General features: G+C 45.3%; 30 protein-coding genes and 3 pseudogenes. 28 read left to right on the top strand and 5 right to left on the bottom strand.

The features are described from left to right. Positions 1 to 49 precede the first annotated feature (49 nt). From sigZ to F560_RS0101405, 12 genes and pseudogenes are all read left to right on the top strand, one after another. Entirely contained in the window at positions 50 to 610 is a 561-nt protein-coding gene (gene sigZ, locus F560_RS0101445; protein WP_019003918.1) for an RNA polymerase sigma factor SigZ, read from the top strand. A gap of 78 nt (positions 611 to 688) precedes the next feature. Next, positions 689 to 1483, top strand: coding sequence for an arsenite methyltransferase (locus tag F560_RS0101440; protein ID WP_019003917.1), 795 nt, complete (start codon positions 689 to 691; stop codon positions 1481 to 1483). Positions 1484 to 1647: 164 nt separating this feature from the next. Continuing rightward, positions 1648 to 1971 (top strand): ArsR/SmtB family transcription factor, encoded by a 324-nt coding sequence (locus F560_RS0101435; RefSeq protein WP_019003916.1) that lies wholly within the window; start codon positions 1648 to 1650, stop codon positions 1969 to 1971. 18 nt (positions 1972 to 1989) lie between these two features. Continuing rightward, a complete protein-coding gene (gene arsB, locus F560_RS0101430) occupies positions 1990 to 3048 on the top strand; it encodes an ACR3 family arsenite efflux transporter (protein ID WP_019003915.1) in 1059 nt (352 codons plus the stop codon). A 21-nt stretch (positions 3049 to 3069) separates the two neighbouring features. Beyond that, positions 3070 to 3393: pseudogene (locus F560_RS26150) on the top strand (response regulator transcription factor); the annotation flags it as partial. Between the two features lie 72 nt (positions 3394 to 3465). Next, the gene (gene arsC / locus F560_RS26145; RefSeq protein WP_026298036.1) at positions 3466 to 3885 is read left to right on the top strand and encodes an arsenate reductase (thioredoxin); all 420 of its coding nucleotides are present in this window, start codon (positions 3466 to 3468) and stop codon (positions 3883 to 3885) included. A gap of 122 nt (positions 3886 to 4007) precedes the next feature. Further along, positions 4008 to 4181, top strand: a pseudogene (locus F560_RS26140) (thioredoxin-disulfide reductase); the annotation flags it as partial. A 24-nt stretch (positions 4182 to 4205) separates the two neighbouring features. Beyond that, positions 4206 to 4676 carry an ArsI/CadI family heavy metal resistance metalloenzyme gene (locus F560_RS22205; RefSeq protein ID WP_425393267.1) on the top strand — a complete coding sequence of 157 codons (471 nt, stop codon included), beginning with the start codon at positions 4206 to 4208 and terminating at the stop codon, positions 4674 to 4676. 19 nt (positions 4677 to 4695) lie between these two features. Continuing rightward, positions 4696 to 4878 (top strand): hypothetical protein, encoded by a 183-nt coding sequence (locus tag F560_RS26480; RefSeq protein WP_026298035.1) that lies wholly within the window; start codon positions 4696 to 4698, stop codon positions 4876 to 4878. Between the two features lie 22 nt (positions 4879 to 4900). Beyond that, complete coding sequence (locus F560_RS26555; RefSeq protein ID WP_425393266.1) at positions 4901 to 5008, top strand: phosphatase domain-containing protein; 108 nt, start codon at positions 4901 to 4903, stop codon at positions 5006 to 5008. 492 nt (positions 5009 to 5500) lie between these two features. Continuing rightward, positions 5501 to 6232, top strand: coding sequence for a response regulator (locus F560_RS0101410; RefSeq protein ID WP_019003912.1), 732 nt, complete (start codon positions 5501 to 5503; stop codon positions 6230 to 6232). A gap of 52 nt (positions 6233 to 6284) precedes the next feature. Continuing rightward, on the top strand, positions 6285 to 7328 hold the full coding sequence (locus F560_RS0101405; RefSeq protein WP_026298034.1) for a flavin-containing monooxygenase: 1044 nt from the start codon (positions 6285 to 6287) through the stop codon (positions 7326 to 7328). A 7-nt stretch (positions 7329 to 7335) separates the two neighbouring features. On the opposite strand, the gene F560_RS0101400 is transcribed toward F560_RS0101405, so the two are convergent. Further along, positions 7336 to 7815 carry a PCYCGC motif-containing (lipo)protein gene (locus F560_RS0101400; RefSeq protein ID WP_019003910.1) on the bottom strand — a complete coding sequence of 160 codons (480 nt, stop codon included), beginning with the start codon at positions 7813 to 7815 and terminating at the stop codon, positions 7336 to 7338. A gap of 156 nt (positions 7816 to 7971) precedes the next feature. Here F560_RS0101400 and F560_RS24405 point away from each other — a divergent pair, with 156 nt between their 5' ends. The 3 genes from F560_RS24405 to F560_RS0101385 all read left to right on the top strand — a co-directional run bounded on the left by F560_RS24405 (position 7972) and on the right by F560_RS0101385 (position 10067). Next, positions 7972 to 8553, top strand: a complete 582-nt coding sequence (locus F560_RS24405; RefSeq protein ID WP_019003909.1) for a copper resistance CopC family protein — start codon at positions 7972 to 7974, stop codon at positions 8551 to 8553. Beyond that, positions 8553 to 9620, top strand: a complete 1068-nt coding sequence (locus F560_RS0101390; protein WP_019003908.1) for a copper resistance D family protein — start codon at positions 8553 to 8555, stop codon at positions 9618 to 9620. Before F560_RS24405 ends, F560_RS0101390 begins: the two co-directional genes overlap by 1 nt. Positions 9621 to 9701: 81 nt before the next feature. Further along, positions 9702 to 10067 carry an ArsR/SmtB family transcription factor gene (locus F560_RS0101385; RefSeq protein WP_019003907.1) on the top strand — a complete coding sequence of 122 codons (366 nt, stop codon included), beginning with the start codon at positions 9702 to 9704 and terminating at the stop codon, positions 10065 to 10067. Between the two features lie 42 nt (positions 10068 to 10109). Here F560_RS0101385 and F560_RS0101380 read toward each other — a convergent pair whose 3' ends face one another. Both F560_RS0101380 and mntR read right to left on the bottom strand, forming a co-directional pair. Next, positions 10110 to 12215 (bottom strand): heavy metal translocating P-type ATPase, encoded by a 2106-nt coding sequence (locus F560_RS0101380; RefSeq protein WP_026298032.1) that lies wholly within the window; start codon positions 12213 to 12215, stop codon positions 10110 to 10112. 97 nt (positions 12216 to 12312) lie between these two features. After that, positions 12313 to 12771, bottom strand: coding sequence for a transcriptional regulator MntR (gene mntR / locus F560_RS22190; RefSeq protein WP_019003905.1), 459 nt, complete (start codon positions 12769 to 12771; stop codon positions 12313 to 12315). 197 nt (positions 12772 to 12968) lie between these two features. Here mntR and F560_RS0101370 point away from each other — a divergent pair, with 197 nt between their 5' ends. The 4 genes from F560_RS0101370 (at position 12969) to F560_RS0101355 (ending at position 16892) form a co-directional block, all read left to right on the top strand. Continuing rightward, the gene (locus F560_RS0101370; RefSeq protein ID WP_026298031.1) at positions 12969 to 14015 is read left to right on the top strand and encodes a multicopper oxidase domain-containing protein; all 1047 of its coding nucleotides are present in this window, start codon (positions 12969 to 12971) and stop codon (positions 14013 to 14015) included. Between the two features lie 17 nt (positions 14016 to 14032). After that, a complete protein-coding gene (locus F560_RS0101365; protein ID WP_019003903.1) occupies positions 14033 to 15223 on the top strand; it encodes a ZIP family metal transporter in 1191 nt (396 codons plus the stop codon). Between the two features lie 27 nt (positions 15224 to 15250). Further along, the gene (gene tatA / locus F560_RS0101360) at positions 15251 to 15436 is read left to right on the top strand and encodes a twin-arginine translocase TatA/TatE family subunit (protein ID WP_019003902.1); all 186 of its coding nucleotides are present in this window, start codon (positions 15251 to 15253) and stop codon (positions 15434 to 15436) included. Positions 15437 to 15662: 226 nt separating this feature from the next. After that, positions 15663 to 16892 (top strand): D-alanyl-D-alanine carboxypeptidase family protein, encoded by a 1230-nt coding sequence (locus tag F560_RS0101355; RefSeq protein WP_019003901.1) that lies wholly within the window; start codon positions 15663 to 15665, stop codon positions 16890 to 16892. A 167-nt stretch (positions 16893 to 17059) separates the two neighbouring features. Here the strand turns inward: F560_RS0101355 and F560_RS0101350 are convergent, their stop codons facing one another. After that, complete coding sequence (locus F560_RS0101350) at positions 17060 to 18247, bottom strand: IS256 family transposase (RefSeq protein WP_019003900.1); 1188 nt, start codon at positions 18245 to 18247, stop codon at positions 17060 to 17062. Positions 18248 to 18646: 399 nt separating this feature from the next. Between F560_RS0101350 and lspA the strand changes: the two genes are divergently transcribed. Both lspA and F560_RS0101340 read left to right on the top strand, forming a co-directional pair. After that, on the top strand, positions 18647 to 19102 hold the full coding sequence (gene lspA / locus F560_RS0101345; protein WP_019003899.1) for a signal peptidase II: 456 nt from the start codon (positions 18647 to 18649) through the stop codon (positions 19100 to 19102). Between the two features lie 322 nt (positions 19103 to 19424). Then, positions 19425 to 20090 carry a cytochrome c oxidase assembly protein gene (locus F560_RS0101340; RefSeq protein ID WP_245554793.1) on the top strand — a complete coding sequence of 222 codons (666 nt, stop codon included), beginning with the start codon at positions 19425 to 19427 and terminating at the stop codon, positions 20088 to 20090. A gap of 102 nt (positions 20091 to 20192) precedes the next feature. On the opposite strand, the pseudogene F560_RS22185 reads toward F560_RS0101340, so the two are convergent. Beyond that, a pseudogene (locus F560_RS22185) lies at positions 20193 to 20924 on the bottom strand (cation diffusion facilitator family transporter); the annotation flags it as partial. Between F560_RS22185 and F560_RS0101330 the strand changes: the two are divergent. The 7 genes from F560_RS0101330 to F560_RS26395 all read left to right on the top strand — a co-directional run bounded on the left by F560_RS0101330 (position 20915) and on the right by F560_RS26395 (position 25708). Then, positions 20915 to 21223: a hypothetical protein gene (locus tag F560_RS0101330; protein WP_019003896.1), complete on the top strand. Its 309-nt coding sequence runs from the start codon at positions 20915 to 20917 to the stop codon at positions 21221 to 21223. The pseudogene F560_RS22185 and the gene F560_RS0101330 overlap by 10 nt on opposite strands. A 14-nt stretch (positions 21224 to 21237) precedes the next feature. Next, positions 21238 to 23178, top strand: a complete 1941-nt coding sequence (qoxB, locus tag F560_RS0101325; RefSeq protein WP_019003895.1) for a cytochrome aa3 quinol oxidase subunit I — start codon at positions 21238 to 21240, stop codon at positions 23176 to 23178. Positions 23179 to 23204: 26 nt separating this feature from the next. After that, positions 23205 to 23828 carry a cytochrome aa3 quinol oxidase subunit III gene (gene qoxC, locus F560_RS0101320; protein WP_019003894.1) on the top strand — a complete coding sequence of 208 codons (624 nt, stop codon included), beginning with the start codon at positions 23205 to 23207 and terminating at the stop codon, positions 23826 to 23828. Continuing rightward, positions 23821 to 24135, top strand: coding sequence for a cytochrome aa3 quinol oxidase subunit IV (gene qoxD / locus F560_RS0101315; protein WP_019003893.1), 315 nt, complete (start codon positions 23821 to 23823; stop codon positions 24133 to 24135). The genes qoxC and qoxD overlap by 8 nt, the downstream gene beginning before the upstream one ends. A gap of 36 nt (positions 24136 to 24171) precedes the next feature. Beyond that, complete coding sequence (locus tag F560_RS0101310; protein WP_019003892.1) at positions 24172 to 24597, top strand: BlaI/MecI/CopY family transcriptional regulator; 426 nt, start codon at positions 24172 to 24174, stop codon at positions 24595 to 24597. After that, complete coding sequence (locus tag F560_RS0101305) at positions 24594 to 25466, top strand: M56 family metallopeptidase (protein ID WP_019003891.1); 873 nt, start codon at positions 24594 to 24596, stop codon at positions 25464 to 25466. The genes F560_RS0101310 and F560_RS0101305 overlap by 4 nt, the downstream gene beginning before the upstream one ends. 107 nt (positions 25467 to 25573) lie before the next feature. Beyond that, positions 25574 to 25708, top strand: a complete 135-nt coding sequence (locus F560_RS26395; protein WP_019003890.1) for a hypothetical protein — start codon at positions 25574 to 25576, stop codon at positions 25706 to 25708. The last annotated feature ends 175 nt before the right edge of the window (positions 25709 to 25883 follow it).

The raw sequence follows: 25883 nt of genomic DNA, 5'->3' as shown, positions 1-25883 counted from the left end.
GCCACGTCCTTGTACTTAGGAAGAAACACACAATTGGAGGTTGCATTGTATGGAAATCGAGGCTTTATGGAGTACATTTCGCGAGCCGCTCAAAACATTTATATTCCGCCGAACCCATCGGGCGCATGAGGTCGAAGATATATTGCAGGATGTTTTTCTGAAAATATACACCAAGATGGATAGTCTTCGAGACGAACAAAAACTTCAACCGTGGATTTATCAAATCACCAGACATTCCATTATCGATTATTATCGTAAAGATAAACCGATCGTAGAGTTGCCTGAAGAACTACCTGAATCAAATGAGCCGGACAATATGAATTTAAACAAGGAGCTTGCCAATTGCTTGCGGCCGATGATTCGTCAATTGCCGGAAAAATACCGAGAGGCCATCGAATTAACCGAGCTTGAAGGTCTATCGCAAAAGGACCTGAGCGAGAAATTGGGCATTTCATTTTCAGGTGCCAAATCAAGGGTTCAACGGGGGAGACAAAAATTAAAAGAGCTCATTTCTGCTTGTTGTCACCTGGAGTTAGATCGTTACGGGAATATTCTGGACTACAGAGAAAAAAATCCAACCTGCACATGCAATTCCTGTGAAAGAAATTAGAATGTTTTGCGTCTCTTTGAACAATTCATCGTCTTCCTTTACGCAACGAACTTTAATATTACTCTGGAGGTATAAACGATGAGCGATCTTACAAAAGACCAAATCCGACAAAATGTCCGAAGCCGTTATAAGCAAATTGCTCTGCAGGAATCGAATTCGGGGACTTGCTGTTCGACGTCTTCTGCATGTTGTGACTCACCAACCGAGATTTCATCCAAACTGGGGTACTCAACCGAAGAGTTGTCCGTCGTTCCCGAGGGTTCGAATCTCGGCCTTGGTTGTGGAAATCCGCAGGCTATCGCGGAGTTAAAGCCTGGTGAAGTCGTATTGGACTTGGGAAGCGGCGGCGGTTTCGACTGTTTTTTGGCTTCTCGTCAGGTTGGAGAAACAGGCCGGGTCATTGGCGTGGATATGACTCCGGAAATGATTAGCAAAGCCCGTGCAAATGCGTCAAAGGGCGGTTTTTCCAATACAGAGTTTCGGTTAGGGGAAATCGAACACTTGCCGGTAGCCGATCAGTCAGTTGATGTCATCATTTCAAATTGTGTAATCAATTTGTCACCGGATAAGCCGCAGGTGTTTAGGGAAGCATTTCGTGTGCTGAAATCAGGGGGTCGGCTCGCCATATCCGATGTTGTGTTGAATGCAGAGCTGCCGGCTGAAATCAAAAATGATCTGGATGCATTGTACTCCGGTTGCATTTCGGGAGCCTCACCTATTGATGAGTTGAAGATGATCTTGGAACAAAGCGGTTTTACCCAGGTTACGATTGAAACGAAGGACGAGTCGAGAGCATTTATTAAAGATTGGTTGCCCGGAGCTAAAATTGAAGACTACATCGCATCTGCGATCATTAAAGGGGTAAAAGCCTAAAGTATATAGGAGCCGGCAGTAATGCGCCGGCTTCATTTTTGTTCAATCGTTCTAAAAAATCTGATCCCGCCGGATATCATTTTAAGTGAAGGCATTGACTTTTTTGCATATATAAATAACAATATGGTTATATAACTATTTCATTTTGAGGTGAACAGGCGGCCATGGAATTCGACAAATTGGCCGATACGCTGAAAGCTCTTGCTGATCCGACCCGGTTGAAAATCATCTCGTTATTGCGTACGCGCGATTGCTGCGTCTGTGAACTGGTTCCCATATTTAATATTTCCCAACCGGCCATATCCAGGCATTTGAGTCGTCTTAAAACGGCCGAACTGGTCCATGAGACGCGCAAAAGTCAATGGGTGTTTTATTCGTTGAATGAGAAGAAATTGGAGGAAACCGGTTTTGCTTTAAACCATTTGCCCGATTTGTCCGAGAAGTTAAAGGAATTGGAAAAGCAGGGGCTGTTGGTCAGATGCGAGTAAACAAAAGGGGTAAAAGAAATGAGTGAAAAGGCTGGAAAACAATTATCCTTTCTGGACCGGTATTTGACTTTGTGGATTTTTGCCGCGATGGCTGTCGGAATTGGAACAGGCTCTCTGTTTCCGAATTTCGTTTCGTTTCTTGATCAGTTTCAAGTGGGAACGACGTCCATTCCCATTGCGATCGGTCTGATTCTGATGATGTATCCTCCTCTAGCGAAGGTGCGTTACGAAGAGTTGGGGCGCGTGTTCCGGAACGGAAAAATATTAAGGCTTTCCCTTGTGCAAAACTGGGTCATCGGCCCGATTTTCATGTTCGTCCTTGCGATCGTCTTTTTGCGGGGATATCCCGAATATATGGTCGGGCTCATTATGATCGGGTTGGCTCGTTGTATTGCGATGGTCATTGTTTGGAACGATTTGTGTAAAGGAGATACCGAATACGCCGCGGGGTTGGTCGCTTTCAACTCGATTTTTCAAGTGTTGTTTTACTCCGTTTACACGTATATTTTTGTGACGATCTTACCGGGGTGGTTCGGCCTGCAAGGTATGGTTGTCGACATTACGATGTCCGAAGTGGCAAAAAGCGTGTTTATTTATTTAGGCATTCCGTTCCTGGCGGGCATGATCACCCGTTTCACATTAGTGAAAGCAAAGGGACGTTCCTGGTATGAAAAAGTCTTTATTCCGAAAATCAGCCCCATTACCCTGATTGCCTTATTATTTACCATTATCGTCATGTTCTCGTTAAAAGGCGATACCATTGTTCAATTGCCGCTCGATGTGGTCCGGATCGCGATCCCGCTGTTGATTTACTTTGTGGTGATGTTTTTGATTTCTTTCTATATGGGAAAAAAATCGGGAGCGAATTATCCGGTCACGTCGACACTCGCCTTCACGGCTGCAAGCAATAACTTCGAGCTGGCTATTGCCGTAGCAGTAGGGGTTTTCGGTATTCATTCGGACGCAGCTTTCGCAGCTGTCATTGGTCCCTTGGTGGAAGTGCCAGTCATGATTGCCTTGGTCAACGTAGCTTTGTGGTTTCAGCGGAAGTATTTCCAACCTAAAACAATATCCTGACGGAGAGTCAGGTGAGTTTTTATGGTGACCCAACGCATTGCTCTTATAGAAGATGAGCCGTCGCATGCGATCTTGCTCTGTTACAATCTGGAACAACGAGAGTATAGAATCGATTGCTTTGAGAACCACCAACTGTTTTTGAAGTACGTCCATGACGTTGAATATGATTTGCTGATTATAAGTGTCCAGTTATGGGGAGAAAACGGTCTTGGCTTATGTCAAACGATCGGGCAAAAGGTAATTCTCACTCCGATTTTATTTGTCACAACCAGCATGAAGGAAGAAGATTGCTCGTGCATCGAGAACATTCAGTTTCTTAGAAAACCCTTCTCTCTTCCGGAGTTATTCCAGAAAGTCGAGGATATGGTAAAAATAAACGGAAGTCCAATTTCAAACAAACAGGGGAGTGCTCATGTCATGGCAAAAAAAATTGTTTACTTTTTATGTACCGGTAATTCATGCCGCAGCCAGATGGCAGAAGGATTTGGAAAAAAATATCTCGGTGACAAGTACGAAGTGTACAGCGCGGGCATTGAAGCGCATGGTCTGAATCCCAACGCCGTCAAAGCAATGGCGGAAAAAGGGGTTGACATCTCCAAACAAACGTCGGATGTGATTAATCCGGAGATTTTGAACAAAGCGGATTACGTCATAACGCTTTGCGGGGACGCCAACGATAAATGCCCGATCACACCGCCGCACGTTACCCGGTTTCATTGGGGATTTGATGATCCGGCTAAGGCCATAGGCACAGATGAAGAAAAATGGAAAGTATTTCAGCGTGTGCGGGATCAGATCGAAGAAAGAATTAAGCAGTTTGCAGTCGAAGGTAAATAAGTTAAGGGGAGTGAAGCATATATAAATCGGTCATTATCGGAACGGGTCCGGCAGGTTTAAAGGCAGCCATTTATTTAGCCCGTTGTTAATCTAGAACCTCTTGTCATTGAAGGTCCGGAACCGTGAAGCCTGGCACAACGGAAACGAATGTAGAAGGCGTATTTGCCTGCGGAGATGTTCAAGATCCTAAGTATCGGCAAGCGATCACCGCGGCGGGATCGGGTTGCATGGCGGCGCTGGATTACGAGAAGTTTCTTGAAGGCAGTCGGGTGCATGACTGGAGTCTATCGTCTTAAAACAAGCAGGAGGGAACAAAAATGATTAAACGTATGCATGTTGCTGTCAACTGTACCGATTTACAGAAATCATTGGCTTTTTACCGTAGCTTTTTTGGGGCGGAACCGACGAAAGTTAAAGACAATTATGCGAAATTTGAGCTGGATTATCCGGCCCTGCATTTCTCTTTGAATGTCCGTCCTTTCGAGAAAAAGGGCGTGCTTAATCACCTCGGCTTTCAAGTCGACAATACCGAAGAAGTGCTGGCGATGGGGAAACGGCTGCGGCAGTCCGGTTTGTTGCTCATCGACGAAATGAACACTACGTGCTGCTACGCGGTGCAGGATAAAGTATGGGTCTATGATCCGGACGGGAACGCCTGGGAGATTTTTTACACGAAAGAGGATTCGGAATTCGAATCTGCCAGCGAGCCGCGCGATTTATCCCTTTGCTGCACTCCGCCTACTGAACCGACATTTATTGAGTTTGGTTCTTTTCAGAAAAATAAATGCTGACCAAAGGATGAAATCGTTCATGACACTAGAAAAAACCTACCAGTCTTTACATGAAAACAAAATATTTTTCGGTGGAGCTGCAGATGTCGAAGCCATGGTAAAGCAGGAAAATGTCGATTTTATCGTCGACTTGCGCGGAGAAGCGACAGAATGCATACCCGTCTGCAAATGCGGAGTGGATCCAAATTTCATTAGGCGATAATGATCCTCAGACCCAAGAAGTTTTGTTCAAACAGGCAATCGATAAAGTCGTACATGCATATAGACAAGGGAAAAAAGTGGCATTCCACTGCGGCGGAGGAAAAGGAAGAACGGGGACAGTGGCTGTTTGAACGTTGCTTGCTTTAGGGGTATGTGACTCTATTGAAGAAGCCGAGTCTAAAGCAAAGAGTATTCGCCCGGTCATCAATCTCCAGCCGGTGCAAAAAGAAGCATTGAAGAAATTGTTTGGAGAGGACTCCGAGTCTTAGTTTCTGAGCGACTCTTCTGCATGAATTTATACAATGAAAGCCGGGTTACTTACAGTCATCCAGAAGATACTACGAGTTCGGGGTAGTGTCTTTTTTTGTTTTTCTGAAACATGACGAAAGGAAGGGATCGTCCTCGGTCGATGTAATTCACAGATTGCGTCAGTATTCCGAATTCTAGTGTTTCGCTTCATTCTAAGAGACTAAACATGTCATTATATTGTCAAATTAAACTATGGCTCATAGTTTTTTATGAATATAGAATTAAAGCATAGGTATCCGAAGGGAATTTACTCAAAAGATGTACTGCACCAGAGGGAAAAAGGGGTCATCTCTTCAAGGAGGAGCGGACTTCATATGAGTGAGTTCGGAAATCGTATTTTGGTTGTTGATGACGAAGAGCGTATTCGCCGTCTTTTGCGATTGTATCTGGAGAAGGAGGGTTACTCCATTGAAGAAGCCGAAGACGGGGGGACTGCTCTTCAAAAAGCAATTCAATATGATTATGATTTAATCATACTTGACCTCTTGCTTTCAAGGATCGACGGGATCGAGGTATGTGCGCGTCTGCGTCAACAAAAAGCGACACCGGTCCTTATACTTACAGCCAAAGGCGATGAAGTGAATCGCGTACAAGGCTTTGAGGCAGGGGCGGACGATTACGTCGTCAAGCCGTTTAGTCCGCGCGAAGTGGTTTCCCGGATAAAAGCGATTTTGAGGCGATCTTCTGCCACAGCGTTTGTATCTAAGGATTTCTTTTTCGGCAATAACAAAATCGTTTTCCCCCATCTGATTATCGAACATGACGCCCGTCGGGTTACAGCCAGGGGCCAAGAGGTCAATTTTACGCCTAAAGAATACGATCTGTTACATTTTTTGGCTAGCTCGCCGGATAAAGTGTTCTCACGCGAAGAACTCTTAAGAGACGTATGGAAATATGATTTTTTCGGCGATATTCGTACGGTTGATACTCATATTAAACGCGTCAGAGAGAAACTGAACCGGATATCGCCGGAAGCTGCCGCCATGATTACGACTGTGTGGGGGATCGGATATAAGCTCGAAGTGCAAAAGGATTTGTTTATTTGATCACGGACTTTTGCACTGTAAATATTACGTTTAAGCAAAGCGGGTGTTTATGTTGCAGCAAGAATTTGAAGTTATCATTATTGGAGGCGGACAAGCCGGGCTGGCTGCCGGGTATTACTTAAAGCAGGCAAAGGTTTCTTTTCTTATCCTTGAAAAAGGGAAAGCAGTGGGAGATAGCTGGAGAAAACGGTACGATTCGCTCGTTCTGTTTACACCAAGATGGTATAGTTCACTGCCTGGATTATTACTAAAAGGAGATCCTGACGGTTATGCTTCCAAGGACGAGATTGCTGATTATTTAGAACAATACTCGATCCATTTTAGTCTGCCAATCCAAGTGAATACAGAAATCTTAATGCTCAAGAAAAGTGCTTTTGGGTTCAAAGTTACTACGAATAAAGGCGACTATTTGGCTCAAAAGGTCATTATTGCGACAGGTCCGTTCCAAAAACCTTTTATTCCTTATTTTTCAACAAATATTTCGCAAGAAGTTCGACAACTCCATACATCGGAATATCGCAATCCACTGCAACTTCAAGAGGGGCAGGTACTGATTGTGGGAGCTGGCAACTCCGGGGCACAAATTGCAGTTGAATTATCGGATCAAACGGAAGTTGCATTATCACTTGGGCATCAGCTGAAGTTCATGCCATTGGAGTTGTTCGGGAAGAGCATTTTTTGGTGGTTTCAAAAAACAGGTATACTTAGGGCCAGAGTAAACTCTGCCATTGGCAAACGGCTCAAAAAGATGGGCGATCCGATCTTCGGTTATGAACTGCGGGATAGGTTTCGTCAAGGTAAAGTCCGTTTAAGAGCAAGAACAGAGAACATTGCCTCTGACATCGCCATCTTTCGGGATCATACCCGATTGCAAATAAAAAATGTCATTTGGGCAACTGGTTTTATTCGAGATTATAGTTGGATTCACATACCACATGTATTGGATCACAAAAGTATGCCAGTGCATGATCGCGGAGTAAGTCCTGTTCCCGGACTATTCTTTTTGGGACTGCCATGGCAATACCGAAGAGGCTCTGCACTAATTGGCGGAGTCGGGGAAGATGCAGCCTACATTGTTAAGCATATATTGAGATAGCAGCCATTTATGCCGGGAATGGAGTTGGCGTCGGTTTAGCGTAACCGGTTTGATAAAGTTGATCGATATAAGTCCGGATTTCTTTTGTTGATTTCTTCTCATTCACCATTTGCGAAGTAATCATGGCGGTTTCCATACAAACGCCGCAACGGGTTCCGTGATCATCCCAAATGACAGAACCATCTTCTTTGATTTCCTTAATAAAGCAATTTAAATTGCTTTTATGCCCGGCGCTTTCACCGCATCCGCAATAACATGGGATCCAAGGAAGTACATCTTTAACGTCGGCTGCTGTTTGATAAGCGGTCTGGATTTGTTTAGGCAAATCATCCAAGAAGCTGGGGAGATCTTTGAGGGAAGCGGTTGTTTCCTGCAAATCCCCATTTTCCGCCCGATGCTGAGCATGTTCCGATTTGTTATTACCGCAAGCAGATAAAACAAATAATGTGACTATGATGACGCCAAACAAAAGAGAACGGTTTTTCACCGCAACAGCCACTCCTTAAACATATTTTAGTCTTATTATATCACCACTTTCATATGATGGGATGAACATATGTGCATTGTTCACAAAGTCGTACCCATTAATAATTAAAGCTGCTGTTATAATTAATGTTGAATAATTGGCGAAAGGCGGATCGCTTTGAAAAGAAAAGAACTCATACCTGTTATATTGCTGTTGTCTATTGTTGGTTTTCCCAATAGCGTATTTGCGCATACTAAATTAACATCATCTTCACCGGCTGCAAATGAAGTCGTTCGAGACGAAGTGTCCGAAATTTTGATGGTCTTTAACACAGAAGTGGAACCGCTCAGTTCCTTTGAGGTCAAAGACCAAGATGGGAATTCATACGCTGTGTCGGACATTCAAATCGAGAAGGAACAAATGAAAGGGAAGCTCAAAAAGCCGCTATCTTCGGGCTCTTACACCGTGAACTGGAAAATCGTCGGGCGCGACGGACATCCCATTAACGGTTCTTATACTTTTAACGTGGAAATGCAATCTCCAACAGAAAAACCGGAACCTGTTCCATCCGTTTCGCCTTCACCGGCTACATCGGCCATTCCTCCTTCAGCGAGTCCATCCGAGGAAAAAAGCGCCTCAGTGACAGAATCACAACCAGAAAAACCGAAGGCAAACAACAATTCTTGGATTATTGCGAGCGCTATCGTGGCCGGACTGATCATAGTATCCATCGCGATAGCCCGGAGGAAAAAATCGTAATGTGGTACTGGCTGGCCGAACCGCCTCTGTACTTGTGCTTTGCAATCATCACCGGATGGTTGCTTCTTGTTCGATTCGTTCCATCCATCGCGATTCCTCGAAAAGTATTGTTGTTATCTGCAATCGGGATTAGTGTACTGGCTTTTTTTCCGGTTTTACGCATTGTCATGTTTTTTGCGGAAGACATCGGATTCGGATTGACGTTTCGGAATGTAATGATGCAATTTACAGAAGGAAAGGCTTACTTATGGACTCTTCTGTTCGGCGTTTTGCTGATCCTGATCATTTGTTTTGGAGAACCCGAAAAAAACGACAAAGCTTGGATCTCCAGCGTCATCCTGATCACGGCGTTGATGGCTGCTCAGGGTTGGTCCAGTCACGTAGCGTCCTTGTATGAATGGATTGGATTTGCATCGCACACGCTGCATTTTTATGCCGTTTCCGTATGGGCGGGAACACTTCTCGTTGCAGGCTGGTTTTTGCCATCATCACGATGGGCTTCCTTTTTATCTTGGTTTCATCCCATGGCCATACTTTCGATGTCTGTGATCTTTGCGTCCGGTTTTATACTGACCGTTTCGGTTGCGCCTGAATATGTTCAATCCTGGATGCTGCCGTATGGACAAGCGCTGCTCATCAAGCATCTGTTGATCATTCCGTTGCTCTGCTTCGCTTTCTTTAATGGTTGGTGGATGAAGAGGAAAATAGCAAATGATCGTACTTTCGAGCCAAGAGGTTGGGCGAAAAAAGAAGGTGCGCTGGTCCTTTTGATTTATTCAGTTACCGGATTTATGAATCAACAAGCCGCGCCTCATAATGTATCGGAAACTTTAAGGGAAAACCCCGTTTCTCCAGTCTTTCGTTTCTTGCATCCGGGTAATTTTGAACCTGATCATATGTTGCAGTTTACGATCCAGCCGATGTCTTGGTTATTTCTGGCGTTTGCGCTACTTTCCTTGCTGTTGATGGTCCAAAGTTTTAGAAGGCACACCGGGTTTGGAGCTTTTCTAAGCGGTATATTATTTGTCATTGCGGCGTTTGCAGCAGCCCTCATTTCGGTCTCTTAATCGTTATCTTTCCGAAAAAATGCATTCTTTGTTATAATGGGTGACAATAAGAGTACGGAAATGAATGAAGGGTGATGGCAAATGGAGAAAATAACCGCTGAGGAATGTGATGAATATTGTGTGGGATCGGAGGTTGATTTGACATCGATAAAAGAAAGGATGGTGGACAAACCAACCGCTTTGGAGCTTGCGGAGCTTTATAAGGCGCTAAGCGATCCAACACGGGTTCAACTGATCGGAGCTCTATTGCAAAAGGAATTATGTGTGCACGATTTGTCCGTTCTTCTGGAAATGGGGCAATCGGCCATCTCCCATCAGTTGCGCTACCTTCGAAATCTTAGAATCGTAAAAAGAAGAAAATCCGGAAAAACCGTGTATTATTCGTTGGACGATTCGCATATCGAGGAAATATTCGTTCAGACGTTGCAACATCTGAAACATCAATAAATCAAGAAGAAGGAGCCGTTTCAAGCGGCTCCTTTTCCTTCTTCACGGTTGGTTTTTCTTTTGGATCAGAATCGTTAAACTGACCAGGGTTACGAAAATCGTAGCCCCCATATCCGAAAGGATAGCTATCCATAACGTAAGCCAGCCGGGGATGGTCAAGAGCAGCGCCAAAAGTTTTAATCCCAAAGATACCGCAATGTTGAACCGGATAATGCGATTCACTCTGCGGCCGACAGTGACGGCTTCGGGAAGTTTACCCAAATGATCCTGCATCAGTACGATATCTGCTGTTTCAATAGCGCTATCCGTTCCCTTGCCCATGGCAATTCCGAGTTGCGCAGTCGCGAGGGCAGGAGCATCGTTGATTCCGTCGCCAATCATGCCCACAACGCCTTGATCCGCCAGTTCTTTCACCTTGGCAACTTTATCTTCCGGCAGCAAATCGCTGTAATATTCTGAGACGCCCACAGCATTTGCGACCTTCTCGGCCGTTTTATGGTGGTCGCCGGTCAGCATGACGGTACGTTTAATCCCGATGCGATGAAGCTGGGTGATGACGCTTCGGCTTTCTTCACGAATTTCATCCGCGATTCCAAACATTCCGAGCACTTGATTATCATCGGCGACAAGAACGAGGGTAAGGCCTTGCTCTTTCAACTGTTGAATGGAGGATTGAACCGTTTCGGGAATGTTTAGGTGCCCCATGCTTTTTTCATTGCCTAACCAATATTTTGCTCCTTCATAGGTGGCGACTATACCGCGCCCGGATACCGTTTCGATCTGATCCGCGCTCTTGGCTTCGATTCCCCTGCGGGACATCTCCTTCATGATTGCCTTGGCGAGCGGATGGGAAGAAGACTTCTCGATAGCCGCAGCGACTTCAAAAAACTTGGATTCATCGTACACGATCGTTTGTTCGACATACGGCTCGCCTTTTGTTAGTGTCCCCGTTTTGTCAAAAGCAAGCGTATCGAGTTTTCCCAACTGCTCCAAAAACACGCCGCCTTTGATCAAGATTCCGTTTCGCGCGTTTCGGGCAATACCCGATACGATTGCGATCGGGGAGGAGAGGATCAAAGCGCAAGGACATCCTACGATCAGAACCGCAAGTCCTTGATACAGCCATGAGCTCCAATCACCGTCAAACAGCAGGGGAGGAACCACCATGACCAAGGCAGCTACAATCATGATAAGCGGTGTATAATACTTGGCGAATTTATTGATAAAAAGCTCCGTCGGTGTCTTGGTCTCTTGCGCTTCCTCGACTAAATGAAGAATTTTGGCAAGGGAAGAGTCTTCGTACGCTTTTTCAATACGTATGTGCAGAACGCCTTCATTATTGATGCTGCCGCCGAATACAGGATCGCCTTCAGATTTGTCGACGGGAAGGGACTCGCCGGTAATGGCAGCCTCGTTTACGGAGCTTTTGCCGCTGATGACTTGACCGTCGGAAGGAATCTTTTCTCCCGGTTTCACGATTACAATATCGTTAACCGCCAATTTTGCGATGGGAACGGTGATTTCATTGCCGTTCTCCAGTTTGGTGGCTTCTTTCGGGGCTACCTTCAACAAGGACTCCATAGAACGGCGGGCCTTTTCCATGCCCAATCCTTCGAGCAATTCATTCAGACCGAACAAAATCGCGACAAGAGTTGCTTCCTTCCACTCGCCGATGGAAATGGCGCCAATCAAGGCAATAGTCATCAACGTATCGATGTTGAATTTCAATCGCAACAAGTTTTTCAAACCACGGATAAAGGTGGTGTAACCGCTGATCGCTGTTGCGGTCAGATATAATAATATCAAGGTTGACGCAGCGACTTGAACGTCCAATGTAAGAGCCAGCGCATACAATAACGCCGATGTGCCAAGCATAAGGTACATTTTTTTATTGCCATGACTGTGGTCATGTGCGTCATGATCATGCTCTGTGTGCTCATCATGATGATCGCTTTCATCTACGAGATATGCGCCGTCGGTCTTTAAAATTTCTTTAACTTCGGATAGGGGAACCCTTTCATCCACCAGAAGCTTGCCCGAGTTAAAACTTAGCTTGGCTGTTTCTCCGTTTTCCAACTGCTGAATCTGGTGTTCCAACATTTGAGCGCAATTTCCGCAAGAAAGCCCCTTTACCCGATATTCCTTCATCTTTCATTCCCCGCTTCGGAAATATATGAATGTTTGTTCATATAATAATCCTGACAGGTCGATTTTGTCAAATATCATTTATTGAATGAGCATTTATTCATATGTTAGGCGCAGAATGATTATGATGAGGAATTTGGCGCAATTGTTGCGCGAGACGGTACTGATGAAACGTTTTTCTTATTTCCGGATGCTGTTCGAAAAAACGGACGACAGTCGAAATGCAAAATGCTGTATTTCCGCTTATATGGTGTTCCAATCCTTCCACATCCGCGTAAATATATTCCTCGGCTACGCCGATCACTCGAAGAAACTCCTCTAACAATTGATGTTTGCGGATCATTTCCTTGGCGATGGCACTTCCTCTGGAAGTCAGGGTGATGCCGCGGTATTTTTCGTATTTGGCATACCCGCGCTCATCCAGTTTTTGAATCATGCGGGTTACATTAGATGGGCTGACTTTTAGTCGATCCGCGATATCAACGACTCTGGCATAGCCTTTCGTCTCCGTTAGCAGATGGATTTTTTCCAAAAGATCTTCCATGTTCGGTTTCCGCATTTTCAACCATCCTTCGGTATTAAAAAAGTGGTATTAAAAAAGTGGTTTACAAAAAAGAAAGGGTATCATATATTTATTATGAACAATGTTTTGCACAAGTGCAACATTTTGTCCTTTGACCACACCATATTTTTTTCTCGAAAAACTTGCGCAAGGCAAACTTTATTTCCTTAAGACAATAATGGAAGGTGAAGGTAATGGCACTTGGTCCGAAACGTCTTGTTTCCCGGAGGGAAGTATTAAAATGGGGAGCGGCTGGAGCTCTGGGAATATTGGGAAGCAGCCTGCTGAACCCCGGAACCTGGTTTGGGAGAACCGCAAGCGCCATGGAGAAACATGAGGTTCATTCTGCGCTGCAGCAACAAAAGCACCAGACGATGGCACACGGTTATAATCCGGGCACGGAGAAAACCCGGGGGCTGGAAGCGGCCATGAAGGCCCTCACACAATTCGATTATGGAAAAGTGAGTACACGGGCAGACGGGAAAACGGTCCGGGAGTATGAACTTGTCGCCATGGATACCGAAGTGGAAATTGCCAAAGGGATCAAGTTTGCGGGATGGGCCTATAACGGAACGATCCCGGGTCCTACAATTCGTTGTACGGAAGGAGATATCGTTCGGGTGAAATTTTGGAACGGGTCCGTTCATCCGCACTCCATCCATTTCCATGGGATTCACCCGACCAACATGGACGGGATTGAACCGGTTCCGTCCGGAACAGAATTTATTTACGAATTTGAAGCGAAGCCGGCAGGGATGCACGTTTATCATTGCCACATTCCGCCGCTTGCCAAACACATTCATAAGGGACTGTACGGCAACTTCATCATCGATCCGAAAACACCCAGAAAACCGGCGCGCGAGTTGAATATGGTCATGAATGGTTATGATTTGGACTTAGACGGCGAAAACGAAGTGTATACCGTCAATGGTTACGCATTTGCCTATCAGGCATGGCCGATTGAAGTCAAAGTCGGCGAACTCGTTAGGATCTATTTAAGCAATTTCACCGAATTCGACCTGATAAACTCCTTTCATCTTCACGCGAATATTTTCAAATATTATGAAGTTGGAGCGGATCCTGAAGCAAGACCCGTAATAACGGATACCATTATGCAATGTCAGGGCCAACGGGGCATTTTGGAAATGGTGTTCCCGGAGCCGGGCAAGTACATGTTCCACGCGCATCAAAGCGAATTTGCGGAACTCGGTTGGATGGGCTTTTTTGAAGCGAAACGATAAGAAAGGGGGATTGAGGAATGCGTACGGAAGTCATTTCATCGACGAAGAAACCGTTGAGAGCAGGTTGGGTATGGGGCATCGTCCCATTGGTGCTTCTTGCAGTTATTATTTATTTAATTTCGAACCTGGGAACCGGTATAAAAGATGAACCGGTTGCACCCATTGAAACGCTCGATGTTCAAAAAATCATTCTGACCGACGAAGGTTTTACAGTCAAAGTCCTTAACTCGGGGCCCGAGGAAGTCACCATAGCCCAAGTCCTTGTCAATGACTCTTTCTGGGATGCCGCCTTCCATCCGAGCCCGACCATAGGACGGTTGGGTCAAACGGAAATTACGATCCCCTATGGTTGGGTTGAAGGCGATCCTTATGAAATCAAGCTGATTACAACGAATGGATTAATCTTCTCAGGTGAAGTCCCCGTGGCAGCCAAGACGCCGGAACCGGACGCGGCCCGATTTGCTCAATATGCGCTGATTGGTTTTTATGTCGGTGTCGTCCCTGTAGGACTAGGGCTTCTTTGGTTCCCCTTTATGCGACGATTTTCAGATCGGGGCATTCAAGCGATTTTGGCTTTTACAGTCGGGCTGTTGTTCTTCCTGGTGGTCGATACTTTCGAAGAAGGATTCGAATTGGGGGCGGAAGCGCCGGGCGTATTTCAAGGCACTGGTTTGGTATGGTTTGGGGCGCTTTTAAGTTTCTTGTTCCTGCTGGCCGTCGACCAGGCCAATGAACGGAAGGGTGGCGGAACGGGGAAACAAGTCGCTTATAAAATTGCCGGAGGGATTGGCCTTCACAACTTAGGGGAAGGATTGGCGATCGGAGCCGCCTTTGCTGCAGGTGAAGCAGCGCTCGGAACCTTCTTGATCATCGGTTTCACGCTTCATAATATCACGGAAGGGATCGGGATTGCAGCGCCTTTGCTCAAAGATCGTCCTACCTGGAAGACATTTTTGAGTCTGGCCGTACTCGGAGGAGCTCCTGCCATTATCGGAACATGGACGGGCGGATTCGTATTTAACGATACGCTTGCGGCATTATTCTTCGGTATCGGAGCCGGGGCGATCGCTCAAGTAATCTATGTCATTTGTAAAATGATCGTAAGGGAAGCGATCAAATCACGTGCGCCGTCAGTGTCCTGGCTGAATTTCGCAAGCCTGAGCTTAGGAATTGTGCTGATGTATGTAACCGCGCTGCTGGTGAATTAATGAAACTTATGGATGGAGGTGTTCTCAATGCCTTTAAATATAGGCTGGACCGGAATCTTGCTGCTTGTGTTGATTGCGTTGTTGCTCTTTGGTCCGTCCAAGTTGCCGCAATTGGGAAAGGCGATCGGAACGACAATCCGTGAGTTCAGAACGGGCGCGAAAGAACTTGTGGAACCAGATGAATTGCCTGCAAAGAAAGAAACTGCTGAATGAAACAATAACTGTCGAATAAAACACCACGCCTCGGCGGTATATTGAATGTGGAGCCGCAAAGCGAAGATTTCCGATTGTCGGTGATCTTCGCTTTTTTATCTCGTATGAACAATTGATGAAATAATGTAACGATGATTGACGCTAAATCATGACGCATATTAAACTATTATCTGTAGTATATTTGCGATAGCAACAATTCGATTTCACCATGAAAAGGTGACTTTTATTGACCAGACTAGACATGATGGCAATTTGGCGGTTTATCATTCCGATTTTGATCGTTTTCTTTCTGATAGAACCCGTGTCGGCGAGTGAGGAAAAACCCAGGGTTCGAGGGGAAGCTGCCGTACTGATTGACGCAAAGACTGGAACTATACTTTATGAGAAAAATGCGGATACACGGTTATATCCAGCAAGCATCACCAAAATCGCCACGGGAATAGTGGCGATTGAGTCATCGAATATTAAAGATACTGTGAAAGTTTCGAAAGAAGCTCGATATGAAGAAGGAACAAGAGTGTTCTTGGCGGAAGGGGAAGAGGTGACGCTAGAGAATTTGCTCTACGGGCTTCTTGTCAATTCCGGCAATGATGCTGCCACTGCAATAGCGGAGTACATCGATGGTTCTAAAGAACAATTTGCAATTCGGATGAACGAGTTTGTTAGAGACAAGGTCGGTGTAACGCAAACCCATTTTACAAATCCTCATGGTTTGCCTGATCCTAACCATTATACGACGGCAAGGGACATGGCATTTATAGCAAAATATGCGATGAAAAACGATCTGTTCCGGCAAATCGTCTCGACCAAAACGAAACCATGGACCGGGAAGGAATGGAAATCGGAGCTCGTCAATCACAACAAGTTGCTTTGGAGTTATGAAGGGGCCAACGGAATCAAGAATGGATATACGAACGCGGCTGGTTTTACATTGGTTTCATCCGCTCGAAGAGGAGATACCGAGTTGATAGGCGTCATTCTGAAAGCATCGTCCAATAATGAACTTTACGCCGATATGACCGAGTTATTGGATTATGGGTTTGAAAATTTCGAATCTCGCCTCGTTATGGCCAAGGGTGAACAGAAGTCGTTCAATATTAACCAAAAAGAGAGGGTTTTTTATTCACAGGAGCCGATATGGCTTACCCTTCATAAGGGAATTGATCCCGTCTTAACCGTTGACGATGAAGGAAGTTTATATGTTCAAAACTCGCCGCTCATCTCTTCCAGTGAAGCAATCGCCACATTGTATCCGGTTAAGCAGGAACAGGAACAGGTTCCAGATTTGTCGGAACTTCCGATGAAAATTATGGAGACGTCTGCACCTGACAGGAAATCTCCCTGGACAATAGCAATAACAGGGGTATGGTTTTTGCAACTTGCATTCATGTTTATGCTGATTTTGGCCATCAGAAGGAAAAAGAAGTCCCTGAAACGAAACCGTTATTACGAATAATAATTTAATCTGTAATTCTTATTTCCTGTAGAAAACGTTGGGGGGTAGTGTCAAGAAGTTTGTGTAACGTAGTAGATATATCCAGGAGTGGTTGCGTGAACGCATAGTGTTTGAATGTTCTGACACCTTGGCGAACATAGCCCAAGCGTAGGCGGGGCGCTGGTTTTTTATTCCACCGATGTTGCAGTCGTGGGATAACGCTCCTCGAACATCTGTACCAGCTTTTCCTTGACACCCGGCTGACCGAAACCAGTAGTGACGCGGTTAGCATAACGCTCGTTGTAGTCCATGATGTCGAGGTAAATGATCTTCTCCACCGCGTCGATATTGGTTAAGCTGTTCATCGGCTTCAGTCGCTTACGAAATTCTTTGTTCATTCGCTCGATTGGATTTGATGTATAGATGGCATTTTTAATTTGCGGCGGGTACTTGTAAAACGTCAGCAGCGTATCCAATTGCTCCTCCCAGGATTGAATTTCTTTCGGATACTTCTTGCCCCACTTGTCCTTGAACGTGTCGAAGGCAGCTAGGGCAAGTTCATGATCGAGTGCATGGTAGACCGTTTTCAGATCATCCAGAAACTCCGTCTTATCCTGCACGCGAATCTTGGGGAACGTCGAGCGCACCTTGTGTACAATGCAGTGTTGGACGTCGGCTTTCGGGTACACCTCTCGAAACGCATCATCGAGTCCGGGCAGGCCGTCAAACACGCCGAGAAGGACTTCTTGGGCACCGCGCTTGTACAGGTCTTTGAGGACATCTCGCCAGCCGTTGGCGCTCTCCTGACCGCCCACGTAAAATCCGAGAATCTGTCGGTGGCCATCCTCATCAATGCCCATGGCAAAATAGACGACCTCACCGCTGACACGGCTGCGTCGCAGCTTCACATACAGGCCATCTAAGTAGAGGACAGCATAGCGCTTCTGCAGCGGCCTGGATTGCCATTGCTGGATATCCTCCAGCACGGTCACGGTAATGTTGCTGACGGTCGTGGGTGAATAGTGGCTGCCAAACATGCTCTCGATGAAGCGAGCGACGTCTCGCGTGCCCATGCCGGCTTTGTACATTTGGATCACCGCCTCTTCCAGCCAGCCATCTCGGCGTTGGTAAGGTTCGAATACATGCGTTTGAAACTCGCTGTTCCGATCCCGTGGTACACGGAGATCCTCGATCGTGCCGAACTTGGTCTGAAGAGAGCGCTGGTAGTATCCGTTCCGACTATTAGGCTTTTCTTGTTCATTCTCCATGAAGCTTTTGATTTCAGCTTTCATGATGGACTCCAGGTTCTCTTTAATAAACTGCGTGACAAGTTTTTCAAATAGATCTGCGAGCATATCTTGGTGTATAGTAGTCATGAGTAGGGTTCCTTTCTTGTGGTTTACGCACACTCCAAGATACCCTACTTTTTTTGCGCCTGCAGGTCACAAATTCTGGTTACACAAACTATTGTACATCATCCGTTGGGGTGAAAGACGTGAAAGATTTGTGCAAAAATGGGAACAACAGCGTAAAATAGGCAAGCAAAAATATGTTCTTCGGTATGGGGTCATCTATATCGGCATGTCTCTTACCGTTTTATTCTCATTGGCAGATTTTTTATTTAACGGTACAATTTCAATTCCCTATTTTATAGGGAGATTATTTATCTTTCCCACCATCGGATCGATATTGGCAAGTCAACGCTGGGAGAGGATGGAAAAGAAGTACATGATGCACCAAGTATTCAGCGAGAATGGGAAGAAGGAGGAGGAACTTTGCTGTATTTTTATCTCCTGTCATTGTTTGTTTATATCATTGATCAATTGATTAAATGGGCCGTCGTTCGCAACATGAGGGTTGGCGAGTCGATTTCAATGATAGATGGAATTATTTCTTTGACTTCCCATCGTAATCGAGGTGCTGCCTTTGGCATTCTACAAAACCAAACATGGTTTCTTGTTTTATTCACTGTTGTTGCGATTGTGTTCCTAATTTATTACCTTCAAAAAGTGCATCGGAGCAACAAAACGGCTGCGTACGGCTTATCGCTCGTCTTAGGAGGAGCATTCGGAAATTTTACTGATCGCCTCGCAAGAGGAGAAGTGGTGGATATGATCGAAGTCAATTTTATTGACTATCCCATATTCAATATGGCGGACTCCTTTATTTTCATCGGATGTATCATCCTGTTCGCAGGCTCATGGAGAAAGGTGAAAAAGGAAGTTACGTAGAGTATATCAACGTCAAGCGAAAAGTAGGGAACAAAGAAGGGAGGGGCTATGCTCCTCTTTCGATTATGGAGGAGGCTTGCTAAATTGCTGGGATTGGAATATTTCTCCTTCACCGAATTATGGAGTCCAGTGTTTTTGGTTCTGATGATGGCTATTGGCATTTTATATACATTTGTAGTTGGTCCGTGGAGATCGCGATTCAGGGGAAACACGCCGGTATCGATGAAGAGACAGATCTCATTTCTTCTCGCGGTTGTTCTATTATATTTGACAATGGGGGGGGCCGCTCAGTCTCCTTGGTCACCTCATGTTTACGTTCCATATGGTCAATATGGCAATATCTTATTTTATTGTTCCGACGATGTTGATTTACGGCATTCCCGATTGGCTGTGGAGATGGGCGTTTAGCAGGACGTTCTGGCGCCCTTTCCGCGTGTTGATGAACCCTCTGATCGGACTGTTTCTTTTTAATCTGCTTTTCTCGTTTTATCACATGCCAAGCATTCATGACTGGTTCATGATCAATTACAAAATGAATTCTGTCTTTTCATTCGTGCTCCTCGTTTCTGCAATGTTAAATTGGTGGCACATTCAATGTCCCGTGCAGGAATGGGACTTTCTGACACCGCTTCGTCGGTTGGGGTACATTTTTGCGAACGGTTTGCTGCTGACACCGGCGTGCGTATTGATCATTTTTGCAAATGAACCGCTTTTCGCGATTTACATCAATCCCATCGTATGGGCACAGGCCATGCAATTTTGCGTTTCCGGAGATACCGCAGCTATTTTGGCAGAATTTCAAGGGGGGCCGGCGTTCTTCAACTTAATGAGTGCACAGGCGGATCAGCAACTTGGCGCAATCGCGATGAAGCTGCTTCAGGAGTTCATCAACATTAGCGCACTTTTCATTGTTTTCATGCGCTGGTACCGGCACGAGCGCGCCCGGGAAGATGACCCCGGTTTCAACGATACCGCGGGGGCTGTCTGAATCGAATCAAAGATACCGAAAAAAATGCCCTTGGCATCTCTGATAGGGTCGCCAAGGGCATTTGGCATTTGCATTGATTTTATCGTTGGATGGATTGGAAGACTATACCTTCAGTTTCCCGTGATGCAAATCGGACTTCTCCACTTGGATGGTACAGTGAAGAATTTTGAAACGCTCCTCAATCAGGTGAACGGCTTGCCGCAATATTGCTTCGTGATCTTTTGATTCCTCGATCAACAAGTGGCAGCTGAGTGAGTCCAGGCCGGATGTAATGGACCAAATATGCATATCATGAACGTCAAGTACACCATCGATTTGTTGCATCGCTTTTTTAACCTCCGATGAATCTACGGCCATGGGGGATCCTTCCATCAGGATGTGAATGGCGTCCTTAATGACACGCCAAGCGCTTTTCAGAATCAGAAGAGCAACGATAACACTAATAATCGGGTCTGCTATGTACCATGAGAAGAGTAGCATCAGCAATCCGGCAATAATAGCGCCGACAGAACCAAGCGCATCGCCGATAATGTGTAAATATGCACTGCGAACGTTGATATTTCCTTTGGTATCGCTTTTCTTCAGCAATACCCATGCACTAATGAAGTTTGCCAGAAGACCAATCGAGGCAATCAACATCATGGAGCCGCTGGCGACGGTCGGCGGTTCGGAAAATCGTTGATATGCTTCCCAGATAATGAATCCCGAAATGACAAACAAGGTGATCCCATTGAAGAGGGCTGACAATATTTCAAACCGATAGAAACCATAAGTTTTGTTCGGAGATGCCGGTTTGGCGGCGATCCACATGGCGACCAAACTTAATGCAAGGGCTTAAAGTCCAGTCGGTTTCAAAAGAGGATTTCAACAAATGGGTTCAGGAAACTCAAAAAACATCGCCCAAACTAACCAAAGAACAATATGACCAGTTGATGCTGCAAGGACATGCCGCCGAGATGACCTTTTCATCGACTCACTTGGAATGGGTAAATCATGTCAATGATCCCGAATATGCAATTCGCGTAAGGGAACGGTTGGGGCAGCTACCAAAAGGAACAGTCGATTCCAATGGCAAATTGCCGGATGAAAACAGCATGGACAAAAGCATGAAAAATCATACGGGTTCACATTAAGGAGGGGAAGACATATGAAGTGGGATGAGTTTTTTGTCACCGGCGATCCGCTTATTTACGGAGCGGATGTGGCGATAGCCGTTACGGTGCTGGCGATCGTGTCCGTATTGACATACTTCAAAAGGTGGGGCTGGCTGTGGAGGGAATGGCTTACCACTGTCGATCATAAGAAAATCGGGATAATGTATTTGATCTCTGCCATCTTGATGCTTTTCCGTGGCGGCGTAGACGCACTTATAATGCGAACCCAGTTGGCAGTTCCGAACGCAGGATTTCTAAACTCTCAGCATTACAACGAAATCTTTACGACGCATGGAACGATCATGATTATTTTTATGGCGATGCCGTTTCTGATCGGACTAATGAACGTTGTTGTTCCGCTGCAAATTGGGGCACGAGATGTCGCTTATCCCTATTTAAATGCCGTCAGCTTCTGGACCTTCTTCATGGGAGCCATGTTGTTTAATATTTCCTTTGTCATCGGCGGCTCTCCATCTGCCGGATGGACTAGTTACATGCCTCTTGCCAGCAATGAGCTTAGTCCTGGACCGGGACAAAACTATTATCTTCTTGGTTTGCAAATTTCCGGTATCGGGACTTTGCTGACCGGCATTAATTTCATTGTTACCATCTTAAAAATGCGTGCACCGGGAATGACTTTGCTCCGGATGCCCATTTTTACTTGGTCTACGCTGGTAACCAGTATCATTATCGTGTTTGCCTTTCCTATCCTGACAGTTGCTCTTGCGCTAATGACGTTCGACCGTCTCTTCGGCAGCCATTTCTTCACTTTGTCCGGAGAAGGATTGGACATGCTTTGGGCGAACCTGTTCTGGTTGTGGGGCCATCCGGAAGTGTACATCGTTATTCTCCCGGCGTTCGGCATTTTCTCGGAAATCATTAGTACATTTTCACGGAAAACTCTGTTCGGATATAAAGCCATGGTATATTCAATGATCATAATCGCGGCATTGAGCTTTCTTGTGTGGGTGCATCATTTCTTTACGATGGGTACCGGCGCATTGGTTAACTCGGTGTTTTCAATTACGACGATGGCGATAGGAATACCGACCGGAGTCAAAATATTCAACTGGCTGTTTACGATGTATAAAGGGAGGATCCAGTTTACCACCCCGATGCTCTGGTCGCTCGGTTTTATCGTAAACTTTGTCATTGGCGGCGTGACCGGTGTCATGCTGGCCATGGCTGCGGCGGATTATCAGTACCATAATACTTACTTTTTGGTCGCGCACTTCCATTATGTTTTGATTGCGGGTACCGTATTCGCCTGCTTTGCCGGGTTTCATTACTGGTATCCGAAGATGTTCGGGCATAAGTTGAACGAAAAAATCGGCAAATGGTGCTTCTGGTTGTTCATGATTGGGTTTAACGTTTGCTTCATGCCGATGTACTTCCTTGGGCTTGCCGGTATGCCGAGAAGAATTTATACCTATGATCCGGAGAGCGGCTGGTTCAGCTTGAACTTTGTTGCAACGATTGGCGCATTTTTGATGGGGGCCGCTTTCATCTTGTTGGTCTACAACATTTATTACAGCATCCGTCGTCAAAAGCCAGAAGTGTCGGGGGATCCATGGGATGGTCGGACTTTGGAGTGGGCTACCGACGGTGCGATACCGCCTCATTACAATTTTGCTGTAATTCCGAAAGTAACGGGATTAGATGCTTTTTGGAGATTGAAAAAAGAGAAACAAAGAGAAAGGATAGATGATGCAATTTTGCCGATCCATATGCCAAGCCATTCGGGTAAACCGTTTATGATGTCCGTCTTTTTCTTTATCAGCGGATTTGGTCTTGTCTTCGAATGGTTCTGGATGGGCATCGTTGGAGCTGTTGGCGTTCTCGTTATCATGATTCTTCGTTCTTTGGAATGTGACAAAGGGTATTACGTCAGTGTGGAAGAGATCAAGAGGGATCTATCAAGCATAAAACAATGATTTCAAAGCAAGGGAGGTTTGTAAAAATGGGAAATGCGCATCAACAGACACATGAAGGGCTTCCTTTGGAGTACAGGTCTGAAACGGGTAAATTGAACATTCTCGGTTTCTGGATTTTTCTCGGTGCTGAGATCGCGTTATTCTCCACATTGTTTGCCACATATATGGTTCTGACAGGAAGAACGGCCGGCGGCCCGACTCCTCAAGAGTTATTTGAAATGAAGGGCGTGTTGACTCAGACTTTTTTGCTGCTGACCAGCAGCTTCACTTGCGGATTAGCCATTCATCAAATGCGCCTCGGAAATTTAAAGGGCATTTACGTTTGGCTTGGGTTAACGCTAGCGCTTGGAGCAGGGTTCCTTGGCTTTGAGATTTATGAATTCATGCAGTATGTGCATGAAGGGGCAACTATCGGAACGAGCGCGTTTTGGTCTGCTTTTTTTGTGCTGGCCGGAACGCATGGTGTTCATGTCGCTTTCGGCATTGGCTGGATCGGGCTTATTATGCTTCAATTGGCGAAGAGAGGGTTAACTCCCGAAACATCCGCCAAAGTGTTTATATCTAGCTTGTACTGGCATTTCCTTGATGTCGTTTGGATTTTTATTTTCACTAGCGTTTATTTGTCAGGGATGGTGATGAGTCATGGCTAAACCGCAAGCTGCTGTCCAAAATAAACGAACTTTTCCTTTCAAGCATTTTGTGGGTTATCTGTTCTCCATCGTGTTGACGCTGCTCGCTGTGTGGGTAGCATTTGAATCCGAACTGCCTGCAAAAGTGATCATGAACGTCATTTATATTTTTGCGTTCTTGCAAGCAGCCTTGCAGCTTCTCATGTTTATGCATATCACTGAGACCTCAAACGGAAGGATTCAGACCGGTACGATTCTCTTCGCTGTTTTCATTGCCATCACCGTGGCGGCGGGTTCGGTATGGGTTATGTCTGCGGGACATTCATGATAAAATGAATGAAGGCGGAGATAGGAGGTACAAGCATTGAAAGTAAAGACGATCCACTTGAATGAGGAAGGACTTCATCGTTTTTTCGGCTCGTTGGAAGCGAAAATTATGGAAGTGCTCTGGGAAAAAGGGAAACTTACGATCAAGCAAGTTCATGAAATATTGAATAGTGAAAACCCGATATCCTTGAATGCCGTCATGACTGTCATGATTCGGTTGGCAGACAAAGGACACTTGATTAAAGAATCAAGGGGCAAAGGCAGAACGAGGTTAACCTTGTTTTCTCCAACACAGAATAAGGAACAATTTATTTTGGAGCAAACGAAAGTCGTAACCGATGGATTGATTGAAGACTTTGGCCCTCTCGTGGTCAGCCATCTGATTGATAATTTGGATAAAGCGGACCCTGGATTAATTGAACGTCTTGAACAAAAATTGAATGAATTGAAGAGAAGATCATGAGTCGTATAGCATGGAGAGTTCCAGGACAACCCAAGGTCGCTTTATTATGGATTTTCATTCTCGGGTTTTCGGTCATTGTTCAATTGGGTTATAACGTTGTTCATCAAATTCAAGACGTTCCGCTGAAGCCCAATTTGTTTCGATTGATCATGGCAGTTATTGTCGATTCTTTTTCAAATCATCTTCTGTGGGAGCTTTTGCTTAACGGATTTGTTCTATTTTCATTGTTGGTGCTTGGTAAGCAACTTATACAGCAGGTGAGGTCGTACAAGAGGTGGAAGTGCTATGTTGACTCAAATAGCAACCCTGTAATGACCGAATATTTTAGCGAAAAGTACAAGAAAGAAAACCTTAGGATTGAGGTCGTTTCTGACTCGGCATGTATTGCGATGACCGCAGGATTCTTCCGGCCAAAGATTCTCCTTTCCACCGGAAGCGTTGAGATGTTTAACGAACAAGAATTGGAATCCGTTATTTTCCATGAAATGTACCATTATAAATACCGCCATCCTTTACAGATTTTAATATTGTCGATTATCGCCGAATGTCTTGCTTTTCTTCCGGTGATCAAAGGTCTGGTCCATCATTATAAAGTATGGATGGAACTGCTTGCGGATCGATATGCAATATTTCGCATGGGGAGCGAGATTCAGCTTGCCCATGTGCTGCTTAAGATGTTGAAGATTGATCCGGCTAAGCCTCAGGCTTATGCAGTTCATTTCGCAAACGAATCCGTCAATTACCGGCTAAAGCAGTTAATCGATCCGCAAACCATAATCAATGTTCCGTTCTTTGAAAGAAAAACATTGTTACCCTCCATAGTGGTTTTGGTTATCATGACAACTACCTTCATCTATGGTTGTGTGTAGCAGTTGAAGACGTGTCCTTCGGAACGGGACCGTCTTCGTTGACGTTGGATTGCATCATCATTTAAACTATAATCTGTAGTTTTTATAGAAGAAATGGAGGTTTTGTTGTGCTGCAAGCTTCCGTATTTTTCGGCTTTGTCATTATCGCGGTCATCGTGTTGTCGATTGGTATTTCAAAATCGGTTAAATCGCCAAAATCAAACGATCGAATCGAAATCATGCAAACGGATAGGGGGGAATAAAGCGCCGCGATTACAATAAGATGAGACCAGGAGGGTACGATGCGGAGGCAAATTCAATTACGATCCCGTCATTTTTTATTTAGTTTCCCCTGAAAAAGTCAGGGTGTTTTGAGCATAATTAAAAGGAATTCAGCACCTCAAAATGGAAATTGTTATTGACGAGATAACAAAGTTC

Source organism: Cohnella laeviribosi DSM 21336, from assembly GCF_000378425.1.
In the GTDB taxonomy this organism is placed as follows: Bacteria; Bacillota; Bacilli; order Paenibacillales; family Paenibacillaceae; genus Cohnella; species Cohnella laeviribosi.
The sequence above is the reverse complement of the archived record's forward strand: the minus strand, read 5'-3'. Positions and strand labels throughout refer to the sequence as shown.

Coding starts and splice junctions, on each gene's coding strand:
- F560_RS0101305 (WP_019003891.1), top strand. CDS start 24,594: ATGAGTCGTATAGCATGGAGAGTTCCAGGACAACCCAAGGTCGCTTTA.
- qoxD (WP_019003893.1), top strand. CDS start 23,821: ATGGCTAAACCGCAAGCTGCTGTCCAAAATAAACGAACTTTTCCTTTC.
- sigZ (WP_019003918.1), top strand. CDS start 50: ATGGAAATCGAGGCTTTATGGAGTACATTTCGCGAGCCGCTCAAAACA.
- qoxC (WP_019003894.1), top strand. CDS start 23,205: ATGGGAAATGCGCATCAACAGACACATGAAGGGCTTCCTTTGGAGTAC.
- F560_RS0101340 (WP_245554793.1), top strand. CDS start 19,425: ATGGTCAATATGGCAATATCTTATTTTATTGTTCCGACGATGTTGATT.
- F560_RS0101365 (WP_019003903.1), top strand. CDS start 14,033: ATGCGTACGGAAGTCATTTCATCGACGAAGAAACCGTTGAGAGCAGGT.
- F560_RS0101390 (WP_019003908.1), top strand. CDS start 8,553: ATGTGGTACTGGCTGGCCGAACCGCCTCTGTACTTGTGCTTTGCAATC.
- F560_RS0101440 (WP_019003917.1), top strand. CDS start 689: ATGAGCGATCTTACAAAAGACCAAATCCGACAAAATGTCCGAAGCCGT.
- F560_RS26480 (WP_026298035.1), top strand. CDS start 4,696: ATGACACTAGAAAAAACCTACCAGTCTTTACATGAAAACAAAATATTT.
- arsC (WP_026298036.1), top strand. CDS start 3,466: ATGGCAAAAAAAATTGTTTACTTTTTATGTACCGGTAATTCATGCCGC.
- tatA (WP_019003902.1), top strand. CDS start 15,251: ATGCCTTTAAATATAGGCTGGACCGGAATCTTGCTGCTTGTGTTGATT.
- F560_RS0101370 (WP_026298031.1), top strand. CDS start 12,969: ATGGCACTTGGTCCGAAACGTCTTGTTTCCCGGAGGGAAGTATTAAAA.
- F560_RS0101435 (WP_019003916.1), top strand. CDS start 1,648: ATGGAATTCGACAAATTGGCCGATACGCTGAAAGCTCTTGCTGATCCG.
- qoxB (WP_019003895.1), top strand. CDS start 21,238: ATGAAGTGGGATGAGTTTTTTGTCACCGGCGATCCGCTTATTTACGGA.
- F560_RS0101385 (WP_019003907.1), top strand. CDS start 9,702: ATGGAGAAAATAACCGCTGAGGAATGTGATGAATATTGTGTGGGATCG.
- F560_RS0101410 (WP_019003912.1), top strand. CDS start 5,501: ATGAGTGAGTTCGGAAATCGTATTTTGGTTGTTGATGACGAAGAGCGT.
- F560_RS0101350 (WP_019003900.1), bottom strand. CDS start 18,247: ATGACTACTATACACCAAGATATGCTCGCAGATCTATTTGAAAAACTT.
- arsB (WP_019003915.1), top strand. CDS start 1,990: ATGAGTGAAAAGGCTGGAAAACAATTATCCTTTCTGGACCGGTATTTG.
- F560_RS0101380 (WP_026298032.1), bottom strand. CDS start 12,215: ATGAAGGAATATCGGGTAAAGGGGCTTTCTTGCGGAAATTGCGCTCAA.
- mntR (WP_019003905.1), bottom strand. CDS start 12,771: ATGCGGAAACCGAACATGGAAGATCTTTTGGAAAAAATCCATCTGCTA.
- F560_RS0101330 (WP_019003896.1), top strand. CDS start 20,915: ATGCAAGGGCTTAAAGTCCAGTCGGTTTCAAAAGAGGATTTCAACAAA.